The sequence below is a fragment of the Leifsonia sp. 10N434 genome, from assembly GCF_056394405.1.
Genome location: NZ_JBFTHV010000003.1, coordinates 116,719 through 137,761 on the forward strand (window position 1 = coordinate 116,719; position 21,043 = coordinate 137,761).

The 21,043-nt window shown below is 69.6% G+C and carries 18 protein-coding genes; 7 read left to right on the forward strand and 11 right to left on the reverse strand.

Annotation, left to right across the window (positions count from 1 at the left end; genetic code table 11):
* Nucleotides 1-14: 14 nt before the first annotated feature.
* Nucleotides 15-644, reverse strand: a complete 630-nt coding sequence (locus AC1DB1_RS09820; RefSeq protein WP_477200634.1) for a TetR/AcrR family transcriptional regulator — start codon at nucleotides 642-644, stop codon at nucleotides 15-17.
* Between the two features lie 112 nt (nucleotides 645-756).
* Between AC1DB1_RS09820 and AC1DB1_RS09825 the strand changes: the two genes are divergently transcribed.
* Entirely contained in the window at nucleotides 757-1,917 is a 1,161-nt protein-coding gene (locus AC1DB1_RS09825) for an FAD-dependent monooxygenase (RefSeq protein ID WP_477200635.1), read from the forward strand.
* A gap of 40 nt (nucleotides 1,918-1,957) precedes the next feature.
* Here the strand turns inward: AC1DB1_RS09825 and AC1DB1_RS09830 are convergent, their stop codons facing one another.
* Nucleotides 1,958-2,443, reverse strand: a complete 486-nt coding sequence (locus AC1DB1_RS09830) for an ATP-dependent zinc protease family protein (protein WP_271177944.1) — start codon at nucleotides 2,441-2,443, stop codon at nucleotides 1,958-1,960.
* 29 nt (nucleotides 2,444-2,472) lie between these two features.
* Here AC1DB1_RS09830 and rimK point away from each other — a divergent pair, with 29 nt between their 5' ends.
* Complete coding sequence (gene rimK, locus AC1DB1_RS09835; RefSeq protein ID WP_271177834.1) at nucleotides 2,473-3,663, forward strand: 30S ribosomal protein S6--L-glutamate ligase; 1,191 nt, start codon at nucleotides 2,473-2,475, stop codon at nucleotides 3,661-3,663.
* 39 nt (nucleotides 3,664-3,702) lie between these two features.
* On the opposite strand, the gene AC1DB1_RS09840 is transcribed toward rimK, so the two are convergent.
* Nucleotides 3,703-4,377, reverse strand: a complete 675-nt coding sequence (locus AC1DB1_RS09840) for a TetR/AcrR family transcriptional regulator (RefSeq protein WP_477200636.1) — start codon at nucleotides 4,375-4,377, stop codon at nucleotides 3,703-3,705.
* Nucleotides 4,378-4,449: 72 nt separating this feature from the next.
* On the opposite strand from AC1DB1_RS09840, the gene AC1DB1_RS09845 reads away from it, so the two are divergent.
* Entirely contained in the window at nucleotides 4,450-5,997 is a 1,548-nt protein-coding gene (locus AC1DB1_RS09845) for an MFS transporter (protein WP_477200637.1), read from the forward strand.
* A gap of 10 nt (nucleotides 5,998-6,007) precedes the next feature.
* Here the strand turns inward: AC1DB1_RS09845 and AC1DB1_RS09850 are convergent, their stop codons facing one another.
* From AC1DB1_RS09850 to AC1DB1_RS09865, 4 genes are all read right to left on the reverse strand, one after another.
* Nucleotides 6,008-6,982: a diacylglycerol/lipid kinase family protein gene (locus tag AC1DB1_RS09850; RefSeq protein ID WP_271177831.1), complete on the reverse strand. Its 975-nt coding sequence runs from the start codon at nucleotides 6,980-6,982 to the stop codon at nucleotides 6,008-6,010.
* A gap of 168 nt (nucleotides 6,983-7,150) precedes the next feature.
* Nucleotides 7,151-7,900: an FAD:protein FMN transferase gene (locus tag AC1DB1_RS09855; protein WP_271177830.1), complete on the reverse strand. Its 750-nt coding sequence runs from the start codon at nucleotides 7,898-7,900 to the stop codon at nucleotides 7,151-7,153.
* 27 nt (nucleotides 7,901-7,927) lie between these two features.
* Nucleotides 7,928-8,446: an FMN-binding protein gene (locus AC1DB1_RS09860; protein WP_271177829.1), complete on the reverse strand. Its 519-nt coding sequence runs from the start codon at nucleotides 8,444-8,446 to the stop codon at nucleotides 7,928-7,930.
* Complete coding sequence (locus tag AC1DB1_RS09865) at nucleotides 8,443-9,810, reverse strand: ferredoxin reductase family protein (protein WP_477200638.1); 1,368 nt, start codon at nucleotides 9,808-9,810, stop codon at nucleotides 8,443-8,445. Before AC1DB1_RS09865 ends, AC1DB1_RS09860 begins: the two co-directional genes overlap by 4 nt.
* A gap of 282 nt (nucleotides 9,811-10,092) precedes the next feature.
* Here AC1DB1_RS09865 and AC1DB1_RS09870 point away from each other — a divergent pair, with 282 nt between their 5' ends.
* On the forward strand, nucleotides 10,093-11,967 hold the full coding sequence (locus tag AC1DB1_RS09870; protein WP_477200639.1) for a MinD/ParA family ATP-binding protein: 1,875 nt from the start codon (nucleotides 10,093-10,095) through the stop codon (nucleotides 11,965-11,967).
* A gap of 45 nt (nucleotides 11,968-12,012) precedes the next feature.
* On the opposite strand, the gene AC1DB1_RS09875 is transcribed toward AC1DB1_RS09870, so the two are convergent.
* Nucleotides 12,013-12,942, reverse strand: a complete 930-nt coding sequence (locus tag AC1DB1_RS09875; protein WP_271177826.1) for a prenyltransferase/squalene oxidase repeat-containing protein — start codon at nucleotides 12,940-12,942, stop codon at nucleotides 12,013-12,015.
* Nucleotides 12,943-13,099: 157 nt separating this feature from the next.
* On the opposite strand from AC1DB1_RS09875, the gene AC1DB1_RS09880 reads away from it, so the two are divergent.
* From AC1DB1_RS09880 to AC1DB1_RS09890, 3 genes are all read left to right on the forward strand, one after another.
* On the forward strand, nucleotides 13,100-14,263 hold the full coding sequence (locus AC1DB1_RS09880) for an inorganic phosphate transporter (RefSeq protein WP_477200640.1): 1,164 nt from the start codon (nucleotides 13,100-13,102) through the stop codon (nucleotides 14,261-14,263).
* Between the two features lie 2 nt (nucleotides 14,264-14,265).
* Entirely contained in the window at nucleotides 14,266-14,598 is a 333-nt protein-coding gene (locus AC1DB1_RS09885) for a hypothetical protein (protein ID WP_271177824.1), read from the forward strand.
* A 178-nt stretch (nucleotides 14,599-14,776) separates the two neighbouring features.
* Nucleotides 14,777-16,399, forward strand: a complete 1,623-nt coding sequence (locus tag AC1DB1_RS09890) for an eCIS core domain-containing protein (protein WP_477200845.1) — start codon at nucleotides 14,777-14,779, stop codon at nucleotides 16,397-16,399.
* A gap of 42 nt (nucleotides 16,400-16,441) precedes the next feature.
* On the opposite strand, the gene AC1DB1_RS09895 is transcribed toward AC1DB1_RS09890, so the two are convergent.
* The 3 genes from AC1DB1_RS09895 to AC1DB1_RS09905 are packed head-to-tail and all read right to left on the reverse strand — an operon-like array spanning nucleotide 16,442 to nucleotide 20,905.
* Nucleotides 16,442-17,494, reverse strand: a complete 1,053-nt coding sequence (locus AC1DB1_RS09895) for an NAD(P)H-dependent flavin oxidoreductase (RefSeq protein ID WP_477200641.1) — start codon at nucleotides 17,492-17,494, stop codon at nucleotides 16,442-16,444.
* Nucleotides 17,494-19,524, reverse strand: coding sequence for a VWA domain-containing protein (locus AC1DB1_RS09900; RefSeq protein ID WP_477200642.1), 2,031 nt, complete (start codon nucleotides 19,522-19,524; stop codon nucleotides 17,494-17,496). The genes AC1DB1_RS09895 and AC1DB1_RS09900 overlap by 1 nt, the downstream gene beginning before the upstream one ends.
* Nucleotides 19,517-20,905 carry a sigma 54-interacting transcriptional regulator gene (locus AC1DB1_RS09905; RefSeq protein ID WP_271177942.1) on the reverse strand — a complete coding sequence of 463 codons (1,389 nt, stop codon included), beginning with the start codon at nucleotides 20,903-20,905 and terminating at the stop codon, nucleotides 19,517-19,519. Before AC1DB1_RS09905 ends, AC1DB1_RS09900 begins: the two co-directional genes overlap by 8 nt.
* Between the last annotated feature and the right edge of the window lie 138 nt (nucleotides 20,906-21,043).

Consider the following 21,043-nt stretch of genomic DNA (forward strand, 5'->3'; position numbering starts at 1 on the left):
TCGGGGGTGGTGAGTCAGCGCGGGGCGAGGGCCTGCCGCACGGAACCGTGCACGCGGGCGAAGAGTTCGTCGCGGGTGAGCGCGGCCCCGGATGCGTCGAGTGCGTCGGCCGGGCCGGCGAGCAGCACGCCGAGCGCACCGGTGACCGCTCCGATGAAGGCGCCGACGATGGCGTTCGCATCGACATCGCCGAGCTCGGGGAACGCCTGCGCCAGATGCTGGGCGATCGTGCATTGGGCATCGAGCTGCACTTGCAGCGAGCGACCGCGAACGGCGGGCACCGTGCGCATGAGACTCATCCTCAACCCGGCGAGCCCGCCCACGAGATCGTCATCGTCGCTCGCACGCACGTCGAGCAGCGACTGCAGCAGCACGTCGACGGGACGGTCACCCGGCCGGCGCGCGTCGATCGCCCGCAGTGCAGCACTCACCCGAGCGTCGCTCGCCGGGAACAGCAGCTCCTCCTTGCTCGCGAAGTAGCTGAAGAACGTTCGCGTGCCGATGTCTGCGGCCGCGGCGATATCGGCGACGGTCGTTTCGTCGTAGCCGACCCTGGCGAAGAGGTCGGTGCCGGCGGCGACGATCGCCGCGCGGGTGCGCTCGCGCTTGCGCTCTCGGAGGGTCGGCACACCTGGCGAAGTCATGGACCGAGCATATCGCATCCAACGCGTTTCAGCATTCATTGCATTTTCGCATTCAATGCAGTTATGGTGAGCGGGTGATCGGTCCACGACCACCCGACGAAAGCAGGTCACCATGCGCGCACGCACCGTTCTCATCTCCGGCGGAGGAATCGCCGGGGCGACCCTCGCCCATTCCTTGGGGCGGCGCGGCTTCGCGGTCACCGTCGTCGAGCGCGCCGCCGCGGCCCGCTCGAGCGGCAACCCGGTGGATGTGCGGGGCGCGGCCGTCGACGTCGCCCAGCGGATGGGCGTCATGGATCGCCTCGAGGAGCTATCGACCCACGTCGAGAGCCTGCGCTTCATCACGCCGGCCGGGCGCACGATCGCCCGGCTGGACATCCGTCCCCGCCGCCGCGCGGAGGGCCGCCACGATGTCGAGGTGCCGCGTGCCGACCTCGCCCGGGTGCTGCTCGACGCCGCACGACCGACGGCCGAGTTCGTCTTCGGGGACGCGATCGCCTCACTGCACGCGGACACCGACGGCGTCGATGTCGCATTCGACAGCGGCATGGAGCGCCGGTTCGACATCGTCATCGGCGCCGACGGCCTCCACTCCGGCGTCCGGCGTCTGGCCTTCGGCGACGAGGCGCAATTCGTGCGTCATCAGGGCCTGTACGTCGGAACGTATCCCCTCGGGCAACCGCTCGACGATCCGACGGAGGTGGTGATGCTCAACACGCCGGGGCGCTCCGCCTCCGTGCATCCGGGCAGTGGGCATCCACTGGCTGCATTCATCTTCCGCAGCCCCGCGAACCCCGGGTTCGACCATCGCGACGCCGACCAGCACGCAGCGATGATCCGAGAGGCGTACCGCGGCGACGGCTGGATCGTGCCCGAACTGCTCGAGGGACTCCAGCACGCGGACGACCTGTACTTCGACGCCGTCAGCCAGGTGCAGCTCGCCCGGTGGTCGCGGGGACGCATCGCGCTGCTCGGCGACGCGGCCTCATCGGTGTCGCTGTTCGGTGAGGGCTCGAGCCTTGCGATGATCGGTGCCGCGCGACTCGCGAACGCGCTGGCCGAGACGAGCGACGCCGAACAAGCGTTCGAGCGGTTCGAGGCCGAGCATCGCCCGCTCGTGCGGTCCAAGCAGCGGATGGTGCGCCTGGCCGCCGGCCTCATCGTGCCCGGGACGCGACTCGGGATCGGCGCGCGCAATGCCGGCGTTCGGCTCTCGTCGCTCGGGGCCGCCTGGATGCGACGGCTCCCGTCGGGCGACGCGGTCGCCGGCTGACACTGATCACCTTGGCGGAAAAGTGCAGCGGTGGGAGCGGCTACTCGCGGCCGCGGTTGCGGCGCCGGATGACGCGCGGAGCACGGCCGCCGAGGAACGACTGCCCCGGGTCGACCACGAAGCCCTGCCGCAGCGCCTCGCGGCCGATGAGCATGCGGAAGCCCATCTGATCGCGGTTGCTGAGGCTGGTCTCGGCCGTGATCGTGCGACCGAACAGCTCGACCTCCAGCAGCACCACGATGCGCTCCTCGCTGTGGCCCGACGAGCTGCGCACGAGCCGCCGGTCATGAATCGGCAACTCGACCTCGACCACGTCGGTGTCGGCCTTCTGCCACGGACGAACCCGGAACCGCACGCGGTCTCCGCCGCCCGTGCCGTCATCGCCGAGCTCCTCGATGTCGAAGGCGTGGAGCGCCGAACTGCGCGCCCCGGTGTCGAGCTTCGCCTTGATCCACGGAACCCCGAGTCCGGGGAGCGCCACCCATTCGCGCCAGCCTGCGATGGTGCTTGAATGGAGGTCGTCTATCACTCCACCATCTTTGCAGGGGCACACCCATGAAACTGGCGATTCTTTCGCGCGCCCCGCAGGCGTATTCCACGCAACGGTTGCGAGCGGCGGCGGTGCAGCGCGGCCATCGGGTGAAGGTGCTCGACACGCTGCGCTTCGCCATCGACCTCTCCGGCCCCGAGCCCGACCTGCAGTACCGCGGAAAGCTGCTCTCGGACTACGACGCCATCCTGCCCAGGGTCGGCAGCTCGATCACCTATTTCGGCACCGCCGTGGTGCGCCAGTTCGAGCAGATGGATGTCTACACGCCGAACACCGCGAACGGCATCACGAACTCGCGCGACAAGCTGCGGGCGACGCAGATCCTGTCGCGCCACAACATCGGGATGCCGGCCACGGCCTTCGTGCACAGCCGCGCCGACGTGCGGCTGGCGATCGAGCGCGTCGGGGGCGCCCCGGTCGTCATCAAACTGCTCGAGGGCACCCAGGGCATCGGCGTGATCCTCGCGCCCGAGGTCAAGATCGCCGAGGCGATCATCGAGACCCTGCACTCGACCAAGCAGAACGTGCTCATCCAGAGCTTCATCTCCGAGAGCCGCGGTCGCGACATCCGGGCCCTGGTGGTGGGCGACCGTGTCGTCGCGGCGATGCGCCGGCGCGCGAGCGGCGACGAGTTCCGGTCGAACGTGCACCGCGGGGGCACCGTCGAGCCGGTCGAGCTGACGCCCGAGTACGAGCAGGCCGCCGTGCGCTCCGCCCAGATCATGGGCCTGCGCGTCGCCGGCGTCGACATGCTCGAGGGCAACGACGGCCCCCTGGTGATGGAGGTCAACTCCTCCCCCGGCCTGGAGGGCATCGAGACCGCGACCGGTCTCGACGTCGCCGGCGCGATCATCGACTACATCGACAACCAGGTCGCCTTCCCCGAGATCGATGTGCGTCAGCGGCTCAGCGTCTCGACCGGTTACGGCGTGGCCGAGCTCGTCGTCTACGCCAACGCCGATCTGGTCGGCAAGAAGATGCGCGAATCCGGGCTGGGCGAACGCGACATCACCGTGCTGACGCTGCACCGCGGAACGACGGTCATCCCGAACCCGCGCGGCGGCGTGGAGCTCGAGGCGGGCGACCGGCTGCTGTGCTTCGGCAAGCTCGAGGAGATGCGCTCGATGATCCCCGAGCGTCGGCGGCGGCGCGCGAAGGTGCGCAAGCTGCCGAAGGAGCCGATCCCCGAAGTGTGACGCGGCGGGTGACGCGGCGGGGTGACGCGACGCGCGCGCTCAGCGCTCAGCGCGCGAGGCCCCGAGTCCCACCGCAGGCAGCACGACGCCGTCGATCAGCGACACGAGGAAGTCGCGGTCGACGGGCTTGCGCAGGATGAGCGACCGGTATGCCGCCATCGACGGCGAGATGAGCGCCAGTGTCTCCACGTCGCAGTCGCTCGAGATCTCGCCCCGTTCGATCGCGCGGCGCATCAAGAACCGGTTCGCGGATGCCCGGGGCTCGACGATCGCGGCCGTCACGGCGTCGGAGAGGTCGGGGTCGCGCTCGATCAGGGACATCAGCCCGGCCATGATCTTGAGCTTGCGCTGGCCGTCTTCGATGCTGTGCGGTTTGATCATCGCCAGCAGGTCCCCGCGCAGCGTGCCCGTGTCGGGGAGGTGCTCCGCGTCGAGGTCCCCAGCCTTCATGCAGGCCACGGCGTCGATGACCAGCTCCGCCTTCGACGACCAGCGTCGGTAGACCGTCGCCTTGCCCGCCTTGGCGCGGGCGGCGACCATGTCGATGGTCATGCCGTCGTAGCCGGTCTCGGCGAGCACGTCGACGGCGGCCGCCAGGATCTCGGGGTCGCGCGTGAGGTCGCGCCGTCGGCCGAGCTTCGTCGGTGCTGCGGCGACGGCCGGTTCGGATTCGAGCTGCGTCATTGCGGCGTTCTCCGTCTCTGTGGGTGACATCCCGACCATTCTACGGTTAATTCTGGAACTGGGTATATCCGAAACTCATAAGTCTCGTATATGCTGACGCTCATGTCTCAGGCCTCCCCCACTTCTCCCCCCACCGGCGCACCCGCAGCGTCGGGCGTATCCTCGCTGCGCTGGTGGACCCTCGTCACCGTCGCGCTGGCCCAGTTGATGGTCGTGCTCGACTCCACCGTGGTCAACATCGCCCTCCCGTCCGCACAGGCCGACCTCGGCTTCTCCAACGGTGATCGCCAGTGGATCGTCACCGCCTACTCCCTCGCCTTCGGCAGCCTGCTGCTGCTCGGCGGCCGCCTCTCCGACCTCATCGGGCGCAAGCGCACGTTCATCATCGGGCTCATCGGCTTCGCCGGGGCCTCCGCCCTGGGCGGCGCGGCCGGCAGCTTCGGGATGCTCGTGGGCGCGCGGGCCCTGCAGGGCGCGTTCGGCGCACTTCTCGCCCCGACCGCCTTGGCCGTGCTCACCACGACCTTCACGGTGCCCAAGGAGCGTGGGCGCGCGTTCGGCATCTTCGGTGCGATCGCGGGCGCCGGCGGCGCCGTCGGCCTCCTGCTCGGCGGGTACCTGACCGAGACGCTCAACTGGCGCTGGAACCTCTACATCAACGTCATCATCGCGATCATCGGCGTCATCGGGGCGATCTTCTTCGTGCGCACGGTCGCCCGCACCGGCCCGCGGCCGAAGCTCGACATCCCCGGCACGATCCTCGTCTCCGGCGCGCTCTTCGCGCTCGTCTTCGGGTTCTCGAACGCCGAGACCGATGGCTGGGACTCCCCGCTCACGTGGGGGATGCTCACGGCATCCGGTGTGCTGCTGGTCGCCTTCGTGCTCTGGCAGCGACGCGCGGCGCATCCGCTGCTGCCGCTCAAGATCGTGCTCGACCGCAACCGCGGCGCCTCGTACAGCTCCGTGCTGATCGCCGGCATCGGGATGTTCGCGATCTTCCTCTTCGTCACGTACTACATGCAGACCACGCTGCACTTCACGCCCATCCAGACCGGGCTCGCGTTCCTGCCGATGATCCTCATGCTGGTCACTGCGGCGCAGCTCTCGAGCAATATCTTCCTGGCGCGGTTCGGCCCGAAGGTGATGGTGCCGATCGGCATGACCATCGCGGCGAGCGCCATGCTCTACCTGACGCACCTCGGCGTGACGAGCGACTACGCGACCGACATCCTGCCCGCGCTGCTGCTCATGGGCGCCGGCATGGGAACGATCATGCCCGCCTCGATCCAGACCGCGACCCTCGGTGTCGACCGCCAGTTCGCGGGCGTCGCCTCCGCGATGGTGAACACGAGCCAGCAGGTCGGCGGATCCATCGGCACGGCACTGCTCAACACGCTCGCCGCGACCGCGGCCACCGGCTACGCCGCCTCGCACCTGCCGCCGACGGCGAGCGTCGCCGCCGAAGCGGCCGTGCACGGCTACACCGTGGCCTACTGGTGGGGCGCCGGATTATTCGCCTTTGGGGCCGTGTTCTCGGCGCTGGTCTTCCGCCGCAAGGGTGACGGGATCTCGGTCACCAACCGCGAGGCTCCGGCCGCGCAGCCGCTGTCCGAGCCGCGCGAGCCGGTCGCCGTGGGCGCCACGGACTGAGCGGGCTCGGTCAGCGACCCGAAGAGACCTCCGCCGGTATCCGGACCGTGAGGCTCTTCGGGTCGACCCACGTGCGGATCGAGGTCGCCTGCCCGAAGCTGTCGCCGTCGAGTTCGATCTCCTCTGGGCGACTCAGCTTGAGCACGAGCTCCTTGCCCTTCAGGTAGTTGAGGGCGCGCACCTCCTTGGTGAGCCCCATCAGCTTGCGGCCGGCGCTGGTGCGGCGGAGCACGCCGTTCTCCCAGAAGATCTTGACCATGATCTGCACCCAGCCGATCACGCCTTCCGGGCGCAGCACGACGATGTCGAACTCGCCGTCGTCCACGGCGGCCTCCGGCAGCAACAGGATGTTGGCCGGCAGTGATCCGCAGTTGCCGATCATGATCGTGTGGGCGCGCACGGTGCGGGTTCCGCCGCCGTCGAGCTGGTACTTGAGATGCAGCACGTTCTTGTCGCGAAGGGCGGCGGCGACCGCCTTCACATACGCCAGCCAGCCCGCCTTGGCCTTGAGCTCGTCGTCGGTGTTGGCGAGCATCTTGGCGTCGAGCCCGAGACCCGCCATCACGAGGTAGGAGTGCCGCTTGGTCGCCGCCTCGCCGTCGCGGATCTCGATCACACCCATGTCGATCGCCCGATCACCACCGCCGAACGCAGTCTGCAGTGCGTGCCCCGCGTCGTCGAGCGTGAGGTCGAGGTTGCGCGCGAGCAGGTTGCCCGTGCCGGCCGGCAACAGTGCGAGCGGGATGCCCGAGCCGCGCAGCTCCTCGGCCACCACCCGCACGGTGCCGTCGCCGCCCGCCGCGATCACGAGGTCGACCTTCTCCTTCAGCGCGTCGCGGGTCTGTCCGCCGCCCGGCTCGTCCTCGGTGGTCTCGAACCACAGGGTCTCGCCCCAGCCGTGCTCCTGCTCGGCGGTCGTGACGAGCTCCTTGAGCTCGTCCGCCTCGAGTTTGATCGGGTTGTAGATGAGCGCAGCTCGCTTCACGTGACTCCTTCAGTCGTGCCGTTCACCGTACAGGAACCCCCTCGCCGAGCAACCCCTTGCGCATCCGGTCCATCACTTTTCGTTGAGGGGTGGCAAATCGGGCCGCGCTCGGCGTGTTTAGGCCGATTTGCCGCCCCTCAACGAAATCTGACTTCGCCGGCAACGAGATCAGGCTGCGGCGAAGGGGACCGTGCCGGCGCCGAGCATCCGGCCGTCGTCGGCGAGCGCCAGCACACCGGATGCGCCGTACCCGAGCGCCCAGGCGACGCCGGGCTCCCCCAGCGCGTAGGCGGCCGTCGCGAGCACGTCGGCCGTCGTCAGATCATCGGCGACCACCGTCGCCGACCGGAGTCCGCGTGCGGGAGCGCCGGTTCGCCCGTCGATGACGTGCTCGCCGCGCTCGTACGCGCCCGACGTGGCGACCGCGGCATCCGTCACCGCGAGCACCGCCAGCATCCTGTTCGCGTCGGACGGCGATCGCACGCCGACGTTCCAGGCGACCCCGCCACCGGGCGACCCCGCCGCGATCACGTCGCCGCCGGCGTTGAGGCAGAAGTCCCGGATGCCGTGGGCACGGAGTTGCCGCCCCGCGCGTTCCGCCGCCCAGCCCTTCACGACGCCGTCCGTATCGAGCGTCCCGTCGCTCGCGCGCACCGTGAACGCGCCGCCGGATGCCGCAGCCGCGGCCTGGCCGATCGCGAGCACCTCGCGCAGGTCGGGGCTGTAGTCCTGCGGTGACAAGATGCGCCGGTTCACCGCCTGCACCTCGCTGTCGTCGCGGAACCGGCTGAACCGCCGCTCTGCCGCCCCGAGCACCTCGAATGCTGCCGCGGCCGCCTCGGCAGCGACAAGGGGATCCGCCTCCCTGATGTCGATCGACATCGGGATGCCCATCGCCGTCTGAACGAACCTCACCACCGCACCGCCGTCACCACCGCGCCGCCTTCACAGCTGGTCGATCGCCGACTGGAGCGATTGCGTGTACCCGTCGGATGTGTACGTGGCACCCGAGACGGTGTCGATCGAGGCCGACTGCGAGGCCAGAGCCTCCTGCGCAAGGATCGGCAGCGCGTAGTCGTTGATCTGCACGGAGCGTCCGTCGCCGGTCGGCGACTGCAGGGTCTTGACGGCGGTGATCTTCTTTCCGGCGAAGGTCACCTCGACCTGCACGGGCCCGTACCGCGTGTCCTCGGTCGCACCGTCGATCACCCTCGTCGCCGTCGACGTCGTGGCGGAGGCAGACGGTGCGGGGGTCGGCGTCGCCGACGCACTCGCCGTGTCCGACGGGGTCGGCGCCGCGGAAGCGGTCGGGCTCGCGCTCGCCGACGGAGCCGACGCGGTCGTCGCCTGCGTCGACGCGACCGTCTCTGTCCCGACCCCGTAGAGCTTGAGCCCGGCGGTCGCCCCCAGCACGGTCAGAATCACGACGAACAGGATCGTTCCCCGCCAGCGTGCGCGTCTCATGACATGCTCAATTCTTCTCGGTGCACGAACCGCTTCGGTACGTGCAGTTGCCTCAGGGAGTCCTCGACGGTGTCGGCCATTCCCTCGGGACCGCAGACGAAGACCTCCCAGTTGTGCAGGTCGGGGATGAACGTGCGCAGCACGTCGGCCGAGAGCGGGTCGTAGCCAAGGTCCGAACGCCGCCCGACCACCGGGACCACGGCGACGGCCGGCATCGCCTGCAATTCCCCGAGGAGTGCCAGGTGCGCGTCCGAGTGCGCCCGGTACAGCACGACCGGTTGCGCTCCGCGAGCTTGCAGCTCCTCGGCGAGCGCCCGGATCGGGCCGACCCCCGCACCGCCGGCCACCAGCAGGATGCGCTGGCGGCTGGCCCGATCGGCGGTGAAGTGACCGAATGGGCCCTCCGCGAACACCAGCGTGCCGGGCCGGATGTTCCGCAGCAGCCGGGAATGGTCACCGAGGCCGCCGACCGTGATGCGCATCAGTCCATCGCGGGGCACGAACGACACCGAGTACGGATGCGCGGTCAGCAGGTGACCCCAGGTGAGGAAGCGGAAGTTCAGGAAGTTGCCTGCACGCACGCCGAGTCGCTCGAGGTTCTTCCCACGGAACCAGACGCTCGCGGTGTCGGCTGTCTCGTGCACGACACCCTCGACGCGCATCCGGTAGCGCCACGCATCGAGCGTCGGGAGCACGAAGCGCCAGGTGATGATCGCGGCGGCCGTTCCGAGGTAGAGCAGCAACCACAGCGCGCGGTTCAGCGGGTTCGAGACGAAGTGCGCGCCGCCGCTCAACTGGTGGAAGAAGGTCAGGAAGATCCCGACGTAGGCGGTCAGGTGGATCCAGTACCAGACCTCGTAGGAGAGCGCCCGGCGCAGCAGGCGCGCGCTGGTGAGCCCGACGAGCAGGAACAGGATCGTCCCGATCAGGGCGGTGAGCATGTCGGGGTAGTCCTGCAGCATCACGATGAACTCGGTCCACGGCAGCGATTTGTCGAGGATCTCGGCGCCGAGCACCATGAACGCGATGTGCGCGAGAACGAGGAAGACGACGGTCGCGCCGATCGAGCGATGCCAGGCGACCAGCTTGTCGAGCCCGACAGCACGCTCGAACCAGGGAATCCGGGCGATGAGCAGCAACTGAGCGCAGACGAGGTAGGCGCCGACGAGCCCGGCGAGCTCGCCGAGCGTCGTCGCGAGATCGGCGGGCGTCGCGGCGTACCCGACAGGCACGCTGGTCCACCACACCCCGAGCACGGCGACCATGCCGGCCGCAATCACCACGCGCACGAGACGGGAGTGCCGGCGGTGGGCGGCGACGGACGCGGCATCACCGGCGTGGCGGGGTGCTGTCACCGCGCTCATGCTCGTCGTCCCATGGTCGTCCTGCGCTTCCCGTTCGGCGGTTCTTGTTCGTTGGGTCTCGTTCGTCTTGTGACAACGATGACGCGGAATTCTTTTGCGGAAACTTACGTCGCCTCCGAGGAAGCCCGGAGAAACCTATGGATCGCCAATGGACGCAGCCTGTGGGACCCTTCACATCGTGTGAACTATCCCGGCGCCCGAAATGGGCCTACCGTAAAATGCAAGTTTGTGATCGCAAACGCGTCGCGGGCCCACCGCGATGCGAGAGGAGTATGAGACCGAGTGACGCTGGACATCCCCGCCCTTCCCGAGATCACCGCGCGATTCCGCGGTGATTCGGGAGAGTTGAGCATCGATGGCGTCCGCGAGTCCTTCGCGGCCGGCAGTACGGAAGAGCTGCGCGAGTCGATCCTCGCCCGCGTGAGCGCCCTCGCCGGCGAGCTCGGGCGCCCTGTGCGCATGGTGACCGAAGACGACGAGGGCCAGTGGCTCCTCGTCGTGCAGACCAACGGCGAGATCGGCGACGAAGAGCGGATCGGCACTGATCCGGCCGTCGAATCGGTCGAGCATCCGGGTCACGCGCACCACTCGGCCGACCAGCCGTTCGAGCCGATCGCCATCGACGACGTCGACCAGACCAGCGACATCGACCAGACCAGCGACGACACTGACGACGGCGGTGACACGATCGACGCCGGCACCCAGGATGACGTTCCGGTCTCCGCCTGGGAGACCGGCGGGATCGCATCCCTGCTCCCGTTCAGCGACGAAGCGGTCGACGACGACGATGACGCGGTCGATCCGATCGACATCGCCGGCACGACCCCGGACGCCGAGCACCGCCCCGGCTTCATCGGGCCGCCGCCTGTTTCGGTGCGGCCGTACGAAGACGAGGACGACGTGTTCGACGAGTTCCCCGCGGGAGAGGCTCCGTTCGAGCCCGCCCGGGTGACGGCATTCGACGAGATCCTCGGGGTGACGCGCGCCGAGCCGATCGAGCAGCCCGACGACGCGCTCGCCGCCCTCGTGGCACAGTCCGACCCCGCGCAGTCGGATGTCGCGCAGTCCGACCCAGCACAGTCCGACGTCGCGCAGTCCGATGTCGCGCCGGCCGAGCCGGCCCCCGCCGCATCGGCCCTCCACCTGCCGCCAGCGGCGACGCCGTCGACGGTGCCGCACCCGATGACCGCCCCGAACCCCGCTCTGCACATCGAGACCGAACCCGAGCCCGAGCCGTCCGCCGGCCGCGCCTCCTTCCTCATCGACGAGCGCAAGCCCGACCGGGCCGCCACGGGTTGGCGAGGACTCCTCGCCAAAGCGGGACTACCCATCCAGGCGTCCGCGAAGGAGCGGGTCGAGCGGCAGGAGACGCACCTGGTGAGCCAGCACTGGGCCGGGCCGCGCACGATCGCGATCGTGAACGGCAAGGGCGGTGCGAACAAGACGCCGACCACGGCCATGCTCGCCGCCGTCTTCGCGCGCAACGGCGGCTCCGGTGTGCTCGCCTGGGACAACAACGAGACCCGCGGAACCCTCGGGTGGCGCACCGAGCAGGGCCTGCACGAAGCGACCGTGCAGACGTTGCTTCCCAACACGGACCACCTGCTCTCGCCGGGCGCACAGTCGTCGGACCTGTCGCACTTCGTGCACCACCAGACGGGCGACAAGTACGACGTGCTGCGCTCGAACCCCACGATGCTGGCGACTCAGCAGCGCATCACCACCGACGACTTCGACCGGCTGCACTCCGTCGCTGCCAAGTACTTCCGCCTGATCTTCATCGACAGCGGCAACGACGAGTCGGCCGAGCGCTGGCTCCGGATGATCGACCACACCGATCAGCTCGTGATCGCCACCACCGCGCTGGGCGAGCACGCGGAGGCCGGTGCCCTTCTGCTGGAGGCGTTGGCCCAGCGCGACGAACGCTCGGCGCAGCTGGCCGCGCAGGCCGTGGTCGTCGTATCGCAGTCGGAGAAGTCGGGCAGCCCCGCGGACGCCCGTCGCGTCGCATCCGGTTTCGAGACGATCGCCCGCCGGGCGGTGTCGGTTCCGTTCGACCCGGCGATGCACGGCGGCAGGCTCGAGTACGACGCGCTCTCGCCCGCCTCGCGTCGGGCCTGGCTGCACGCCGCTGCCGCGGTCGCCGAAGGGCTCTGACACCGCCACGCGCCCGGCCCCGGCGACCCGCCTCAGCGACCGGCCTCAGCGGCCCGCCCAGTCGAGAACGCGCATCGCTCGAAGCGTGTTCCAGCGGCTCGGTCGGCCGTCGCCGTCGTCGAGCTCGAAGTGGACGTCGCCCGGATGCGTGTTCTCGAGCATCCAGCGCCCGTCGGCCGCGCGTCGGTTCTCGACCAAGTCGAGCGCCTCCGTCCACCGCTCATCCGGCTGAGCGCCGGCCGAACGAAGATAGTCGAGCCCGCGCAGCACGTCGTAGTACCACCGCGTCGGATACGAGAACTGCAACCAGGTCTCCACCGGGATCTCGCCCGTCGAGAGCCGTCGCATCAGGTGGCGGTCGAGCAGGTACGCCTGCCCCCGCTCTCTCGCCATGGTCACCTCCGGCGAGGGACCGTTCGCCTTCTCATACTCGAGCAGTCCTTCAAGCACGGCGATGGTGCTGTTGAACGAGCCGCGCGTCGAACCCTGCTCCATCTCGCAGTTCCAGCCGCCGTCCTCCAGTTGATCCGTCAGCAGCCGGTCCACGATCACCCGCACGTCCTCGCCGAAGTACGCGCCGATCGCCGTCGCCATTCCGTTGATGCAGGGTTCGACCTCACCGTCGAAGAACGGCAGGTCGTCGTACTCCCAGCGACTGCCCTCCCGCACGAGCGCGATGGCGTGCCTCACGCGCGCATCCGTCGGGTCGGCTCCGAACTCGCGCAGCTGCTGGAGCTGAAAGGCGGTGGCCGTCCAGGGCTGCCCTTCCGGTTCGTGGTCGAGGTCGGGAAAGTAGGTGCCTCCGGCCCACTGCCCGTCATCGCCCTGCAGCGCGAGGAGACGCGCACCCCACCCCTCGACCGCGACGCGTGCGCGCTCGGCGGCGACCGCATCCGGTGAGGCGTCGGTGAGGTCGCGCATGACCTGCCAGCGCACGGCAGGATCCGAGTCGAGAAGCCATTCGACGACCGTCATGCTGCGAGGGTACGCGGCAGCGCGCACCGCCTCTACCCCGCTTGCACCCGTCACCGTCGCAGAATTCACCCGCGGTTCACCTGCGCCCGGCGCAGACGGCGTACTCAGTACGACGAGGGCGTCGCCGGCGCCCCGCTCAACTGGGAGGGCCGAGCGTATGGACATGCTTCTGACCGTGGTGATGGTGATCGTGATCGCGCTGATCTTCGACTTCACCAACGGATTCCACGACACAGCCAACGCCATGGCGACATCGGTCGCCACGGGAGCTCTGAAACCCAAGGTCGCCGTCGCCATCTCGGCGGTGCTCAACCTCGTGGGCGCATTCCTCTCGACCCAGGTCGCGCAGACGATCTCGAACGGCATCATCAACGAGGGCCCGAACGGGGTGGAGATCACGCCGACGATGATCTTCGCCGGGCTCGTGGGCGCCGTGCTGTGGAACCTGGCCACCTGGTACCTCGGGCTCCCGTCCAGCTCGACGCACGCGCTGCTCGGCGGCCTCATCGGGGCGGCGATCATCGGCTCGGGATTCGACGCCGTCAACTTCTCGGCCGTGCTCACGACGGTGGTCGTTCCGGCCATCCTGTCGCCGCTGGTGGCGGGTGGCGTCGCGATGCTCGCGACGTTCGCGGCGTACCGCATCACCCAGAACGCGCGCTCGCACGGAGCCGAAGCAGGCTTCCGGCACGGCCAGACCGTCTCTGCGTCGCTGGTCTCCCTCGCGCACGGCACGAACGACGCCCAGAAGACGATGGGCGTGATCACCCTCACCCTGATCGCGGCCGGCTACCAGGCGAGCGGCTCTGCCCCGCAGTTCTGGGTGATCGCGTCATGCGGCCTCGCGATCGCGCTCGGCACCTACCTCGGAGGCTGGCGCATCATGCGCACGGTGGGCAAGCGGATCACCGACGTCAAGGCTCCGCAGGGCTTCGCCGCGGAGACCAGTTCGGCGGCGACCATCCTGGTGTCGTCGCACCTCGGGTTCGCACTGTCGACGACGCAGGCGACGTCGGGTGCCGTGGTCGGCTCCGGCCTCGGCAAGAAGCTCGCCTCCGTCCATTGGGGCATCGTCGGGCGGATCGGGATCGCCTGGGCGGTCACGCTGCCGGCCGCAGCACTGGTCGGAGGCCTCGCGGCGTGGGCCGCATCGACGAGCGTGATCGGCCTGATCGCCGTCGCGGTGGTCGCGCTGGTGTGCGGCCTCGGCTTCTACTTTCTCGCGCGCAAGCATCCGGTCACGCGCGACAATGTCAATGATGTCGGCGAGGCGGAGGAGCGCACCGCGCAGCCCGTCGGCGCCGCGGGCGGGGAGAACTGATCATGAACACGCGCATCCACTCTCTCGCCCAGCTCGCGTCCTCCCCCGGCGACGGGCAGTTCCTCGGCGTCGACTGGGGCTCGTTCGTGGTCGTGACGTTGGTGGCGCTCACGGCGACCGTTGTCATCGTGGTCTTCTACGCGATCGGCCTGCGCCTGCTCGCGATCGGTTCGCCGGCCGACGGTTCCGACGAGCGCGGCGAGCACACGGATGTCGGTGACTCCGTTGCACGCCCCCGCCCGCCCCTCGCCACGGCAGGGGCCGTCGTCTGCTTCGCGATCGGCGTGGCCGCCGTGCTCTACGGGATCTGGCTGCTCGTGCCGCAGTTCCACTGACAGCGCGCCTCGGCACCCCGTAGGCCCCCGGCGTTCCGGTGCTTGACACCGGCCATCGTGCGCGCGGTACCGTGGCCGGGTAGCCGAACACGTCCGCGCCTCTCGGGAACATCCGGTCCGCCGCCCCCGGGCGGCCGACCCGCCGGTTCGCGCCGATCGGCCGTCTGGCGGCCAGCCCATCGACGACGCAGTGACCGAGTCCGCCGCACACCGACTCGGCCACGATTTCAGCGGTGTGCGGGTCCATACCGATGCACGGGCGGCCGCTGAGGCCTCCGCCCTGTCGGCGTCCGCTTTCACCCTCGGCCGGCACATCACGTTCGCTGCCGGCGCGTACCAGCCCTCCACCGAGGCCGGCCGTCGCCTCATCGAACACGAGCTCGTGCACGTGCTTCAGCAACGGGATGCTTCGCCGGCCTCCGATCCCGTGGTCGGTGCGGCCGACACCGAAGCGGAACACGAGGCGAACGATCATGCCCGAGCGCTCGGTCAGGGCCTCGGCCGTCTCGCCGTCGGCCGACGGCTGCCCACTGTTCTCGTGCAGCGCCAGACCGCGGCCGATTCCGCCCGCGTCGGCGCACCCACTCGTCTCGACGAGGTGGCGATGCAGACGATACCCGACCTCGACCCGAAGACGGCCGGCGACCTCTTCGACGCGGTCTCGGCACGTTCGCCGACCCTCGCCCTGTTCGGTCCCCAGCGTGTGCTGCTCGACCTCCTCGCGGAGATCATCGACGACGGCGAGAGCGTCTCGCGGGCGGAACTCATCGCCCGCACCGAGTGGTATCGCGCCCTCGTGCTCGTGCGACCGGATGGCTACCTCGTGCGAGCCCTCTCCGGCGAGGCGATCGATCGCGCCCCGTCGATCGCCGAAGGAGCGGACGGACGGCTCATGGCTGGTCCGTACGAAGTCGGCCGGTTCTATCACTCGTCGACGGGAATCGTCCGTGCGGTCGACAGCGAGCACCGGCCCACCGGCCCCTCGATCGGCGAGCTGGGTCTGCAGCACAATCTTGCCGACAAGGCCCTCGACGGAACTCAGGCTGCGCTCGGCGGCGTGCTCTCTTCGCTGCGACAGCTGATCACGCACCCTATCAAGACAGTGAGCGACCTCGCGAAGCTGCCTCGAGCGCTCGCCGATCTCATCCGGTACTCGCCCGAGTTCTGGGAGCAGTTCCAGGCGATGCCGCTCGGCGATCAGGTGCAGAAAGTGTCCGAGATCACGACCACGCTGCTCGTGACGTTCGGAACGGCCGGCGGCACGACCACCCGCATCGCGGCCGCGGGTGCGGACATTCCGACGGTCATGGTCAACGTGCTCCGCCTGCAGAGGAGCGGAGCGTTGGCGTACGCGCGGGTCGCCGTCCCTGTCGGGGCAACGGTCACGGCCTTGGCGGCCGGACCAGGCGGAGTGGTCGTTCTCGCGATGGCGAACAACGCGGCCGGTAGCGGGGGTGGCGGCGCCTACGCGGGGGTCGACCGGCAGGCGCAGGCGCTGCTGCAGACCCGCGGCGAGCTGGTGGGCGCGATCGAGAAGCATCACATCTTCCCGAAGACGTTCAAATCGTTCTTCAAGCGCCTCAAGATCACGATCGACGACTCGACGCTGCCGATGGACAGGGAACTGCACAAGATCCTGCACGGCAAGGGCGGCCATTTCACCGACTGGAACGCACGCTGGGAGCGATGGATCGCGGCCAACAAGAACACCGCGACCCAGGATGACGTGATCCGCTTCGCGGGCAGCCTGATGGACGAGTACGGCATCGAGCACTTCGACCTGACGCGCTACCGTCGCTGAGCGCCCTCGTCACGACGCCGGTGTCCGCCCGCAAGGCCGGCGTCAGCCGGGCAGACCGGCCTGCAGCTCCTGGAACACCTCGCGCGCCGTGTCGTGCACGGCCAGCCGAGCCGCCTGACCGGCCCACAGCGACTGCAGCTCCCCGAGCTCCTTCGCCGTCGCCGCCGCGCGGAAGCGCCCGGTGAGCCAGTTCTGCACCGGGAACGGCGCCCGCACGCCCGAGCTCTCGATCGCGCGGATCATGCGATTCGGGATGCCGCGGGCCAGCCGCCCGCTCGCCGCATCCGTCAGCACGGTCCCGTCGTCGGTGGCGGTGCGGATGGCGCGCCGGTGCGCGTCATTGATCGCCGACTCGCGGGTCGCCAGGAACGCCGTGCCGACCTGAACACCGGATGCCCGCAGGGCGAAGGCCGCGCGCACGCCGCGTCGGTCCGCGACACCGCCCGCCGCGATCACCGGGACCTCCACCTCGTCGACCACCTGCGGAATGAGGGCGAACGTGCCGACGAGCGACTCCGCGGCCGGCCTCAGGAACGACACCCGGTGCCCGGCCGCCTCGAGCCCCGTTGCGACGATGGCGTCCACGCCTGCCGCTTCGAGCGCCCGTGCCTCGGCCACCGTCGTGGCCGTGCCGACCACGAGGATGCCGCGCGCCCTCGCCGCCTTCATCGTCGTCGCCGACGGAACGCCGAACACGACGCTGAGCACGGCGGGCTCCGCCTCCCACACCGCCTCCAGCTGCTCCTCGAGCGGCGGGAGGTACTGCGCCGGCTGCGGCGGCACCTCGATCCCCACCTCGTCGAAGAACGGTTCGAGCGCCTTCGCGTAGCGGGCGTAGTCGGCGGGTGAGATGTCGGCGGGCTGCGCCTCGTCGAGCGGCAGCCAGAGGTTGAGCGCGAAGGGCTTCGACGTGAAGTCGCGGATCTCCGCGGCCGTCTCCAGGATGCGCTCGCCGCTGTAGCCGTAGAGGCCGTAGGAGCCGAGACCGCCGAGTTCGCTGACCGCCGCGGTCAGGGTGACCGACGAGAGGCCCCCGAACGGTCCCAGCACGATCGGCGCGTCCACGCCGAGGAGGCCGGTGATCTCGTCGCCCATCAGTCTCCTACCCAGAAGCCGCGGCCGCCGAACCACGTGTTGTAACCGCCGAGGTCGTCCATCGGCGTCGTGCCCCGGGTGCCCAGGTACGAGCCGACGACCGCCGCACCCAGATCGTCGAGCTCCGGCGCGACGACGCGGCCGTGCGCACGCCGGGCCATCGATTCCACGAAGCGCGCCAGCCCCGGGTCCTCCCCGAGACGGAAGAACGTGGTCTGCGCCCCGAGGCGCATCGAGTTGTCGAGCTCCTCGAGCGTCCGCAGGATCGTGCGCGGATGCGGCGGGTACGAGAAGCTCACGACGCCGTCCGCCTCCAGGTGCGAGGTCGGCTCGCCGTCGGTGACGATGAGCAGCACGGGCTGAGCACTCGGATGCTTGCGGAAGTGCCGGTTGGCGAGCAGCAGGGCGTGGTGCAGGTTGGTGCCCTTGTCCCACACCGCGTCGAGCGCCGTGAGCTCCTCGATGTCCATGACCTCCGCGTGCCGCCCGAAGCCGATGAGCTGCAGCTGATCGCCGCGGAACCGCGAGGTGATGAGGGTGTGCAGGGCGAGCGCCGTGCGCTTCATCGGCACCCAGCGGTCGTCGAGCGCCATCGAGAACGAGGTGTCGACCAGCAGCGCGACCGCGGCCTGCGTGCGTGCCTCGGTCTCGGCCACCTCGATGTCGTCGACCGCGATCATCCGCCCGCCGGACCCGCCCGCGGGTTCGCCCGCCCGCCGGCGCGCGCCGTTCAGGATGGTGCGCGGGATGTCCCACGGTTCGGTGTCGCCGAACTCCCAGGCCCGGGTGGCCCCCGAGCTCTCGCCCGCCGCGCCGGCAAGGGCCGCGTCGCGCTGGCCCTGGCGTCCCGACATCCGGGTGGCGATGTCCTTGAGCAGCGACTTCCCCAGTTGCCGCATGGCCTTCGGCGTGAGCTTGAGCCGGCCGGAGGAATCCTTGCGCAGCGATCCGCTCTCCCGCAGGGTCTTCTCGAGGTCGCGCAGCGTGCGGGCGTCGACCGCCGCATCCTCGCCGAGCTGACGGGCGAGCCGATCGAGGTCGATGTCGTCCATCCTGGCGCCGCCGTACGACTGCGAGAGCTGCTCGCCGAGCTGGTCGAGGTCGGCGAGATCCTGCAGCACGCTCGTGCCGTCGCCGAGCCCGAGTGCGTCGTCGCCGTCGAAGCGCTCGGATCCGCCCCAGTTCTCTCCGGGGCGCAGCGCCTGCAGGTTCGAGTCGAGCTGGGCGAGCGAATCCATGAGCTGGGGTGTCCCGAACGCCTGCGCCGAGAGCTGCATCAGCTCGTCGCGCTGCTCCTGAGTCATGGAGTTGAGCATCCGCTGCGCGGCCGCCGACCGTTTCGCGAGGGTGTCGATCAGCTCGTCCACGTTCTGCGGGTCTTCGGGGAAGAAGCCGCCGTGCTTGTCCATGAAGTCGTCGAAGTCCTGCTGCGTGTCCTCGCCGAGCCGGTGCTTCTCGAGCAGCGCGTTGAGGTCGGTGAGCATCTCGTTGATCGCTTCGCGGTCGTCGTCGGTCGCGTTCTCCATCGCCTGCTTCATGCCTGCGAAGCGCTGATCGAGCAGTTCGCGGCCGAGCAGATCCTTGATCTTCTCGTAGTCGGCACGCGCCTCGGCCGACTGCCACTGATAGTCCCCGAGCTCACTGACCGCCGCCGACGTGGATGGCGGCAGGCTGTCGAGTCGCATCTGGGAGAAGGCGCGGTCACCGTCGTCCATCAGGGGGTCGCGGGCCAGCTGCTTGCGCTCCTCGAGCACCGCGTGGTCGAGCAGCTCTTTGACCTGCTTCAGGGTGCCGTCGAGGTTGTGGCGGCGCAGCAGGTCGCGCCGTCGCTCGGCGACCTTACGCGCCAGATCGTCGAGCCCGGTCTGGTCGCGGCCACCGCGGCGAAGGAACTCGTTCATCGCGCGCTCCGGCGACGACCCGCCCATGACACTCTCACCGATCGCGTCGAGAGCCTCGACGATGTCGACCGGTGGAGCGAGCGGGTCGCCGCCGTCGTAGCGGCGGAACCGGGTGCGGTTTCTAGCCATAGACGGTTTCGGATCCGTCGGTGTCTTTGCCGACCTTGCGCGCCAGGTAGAGGCCCTCGAGCGCAAGCTCGATCGCGGCCGCCCTCTCCCCCGCGCTGACGGCGTCGAGGCGTTCCGCGATCTCGTCGTAGAGCTCCGACTCGCCCAGCACCGGCAGTCCGTCGAGGAACTGCCGCGCCGTCACCTGCTCGCCGGTCGTGACCATCGCGCCGCTCTCGATCGCGGCGACGAGGGGTCCGAAGTCGATCCCGCCGAAGTGCTGGCGCACGGTCTCGGCGGTCGCCGTGCGCAGCAGGTGGGTCAGCACTTCCGACTCGCGGCCCTCCTCGCCAGACTCGAACTCGATCTTGCCGCCCAGCACGTCGACGGCCGTCTCCAGGTCGGCGACGCGCGCCACGGCATCCTGCTCGCCCTGCGATGTCGCGCGATGCAGGGCCGCCGCCGCGATCGTCTCGGCTCCGGCGATGGCGAAGCGCGCGCTCACGCCGCTGCGCTGGTCGACCGACGACGACTCCCGCAGATTGCGGGTGAAGCGGGCCAGGATCTCCACCAAGTGATCCGGGACTTCGGCCACGAGGTCGGCCTCCTGCCGGATGACAGCGATCTCGGCCTCGAGCCTCGTCGGATAGTGGGTGCGGATCTCGGCGCCGAACCGGTCCTTCAGTGGCGTGATGATGCGGCCGCGGTTCGTGTAGTCCTCCGGGTTCGCGCTCGCGACGACGAGCACGTCGAGCGGCAGGCGCAGCACGTAGCCGCGCACCTGGATGTCGCGCTCCTCCATCACGTTCAGCATCGCCACCTGGATGCGCTCGGCGAGGTCGGGCAGTTCGTTGATCGCGACGATCCCCCGGTGACTGCGCGGGATGAGCCCGAAGTGGATGGTCTCCGGATCGCCGAGCGAGCGGCCCTCCGCGACCTTCATCGGGTCGACGTCTCCGATCAGGTCGGCCACCGAGGTGTCCGGCGTCGCGAGCTTCTCGACGTACCGCTCGTCGCGGTGCCGCCACGCGACGGGGAGCCGGTCACCCAGCTCGGTCGCGCGCCGCCGGGACTCGTGCGTGATCGGCTCGTAGGGATGCTCGCCGAGCTCGGACCCGTCGATGACCGGGGTCCACTCGTCGAGGAGCCCCGCGAGCGTACGGAGCAGACGCGTCTTGCCCTGGCCGCGCTCGCCGAGCAGCACGACGTCATGGCCGGCGATGAGGGCCCGTTCGAGTTGCGGGATGACGGTGGATTCGAAGCCGTGCAAGCCGGGCCACGGGTCGTCCCCGTTGCGGAGCTTGGCCAGAAGGTTCTCGCGGATCTCGATCCGGAGGGGCTTCTGGATGTGGCCGGAGGCGCGCAGCTCTCCGACAGTGCTGATGTGTGGAGCCTGGGTCACCGTGTTGGTCACCTCTCCAGGCTAACTCCGTAATCGGGCGACAGGGCCGGGTCTCGGCAAATGGAAACCTCCGGGTAACCTTCGCTGGCAGCGTCTGCGCCGCCTGAGCGTCGTTTGCCAGTTGCGGTGGTTTACGCG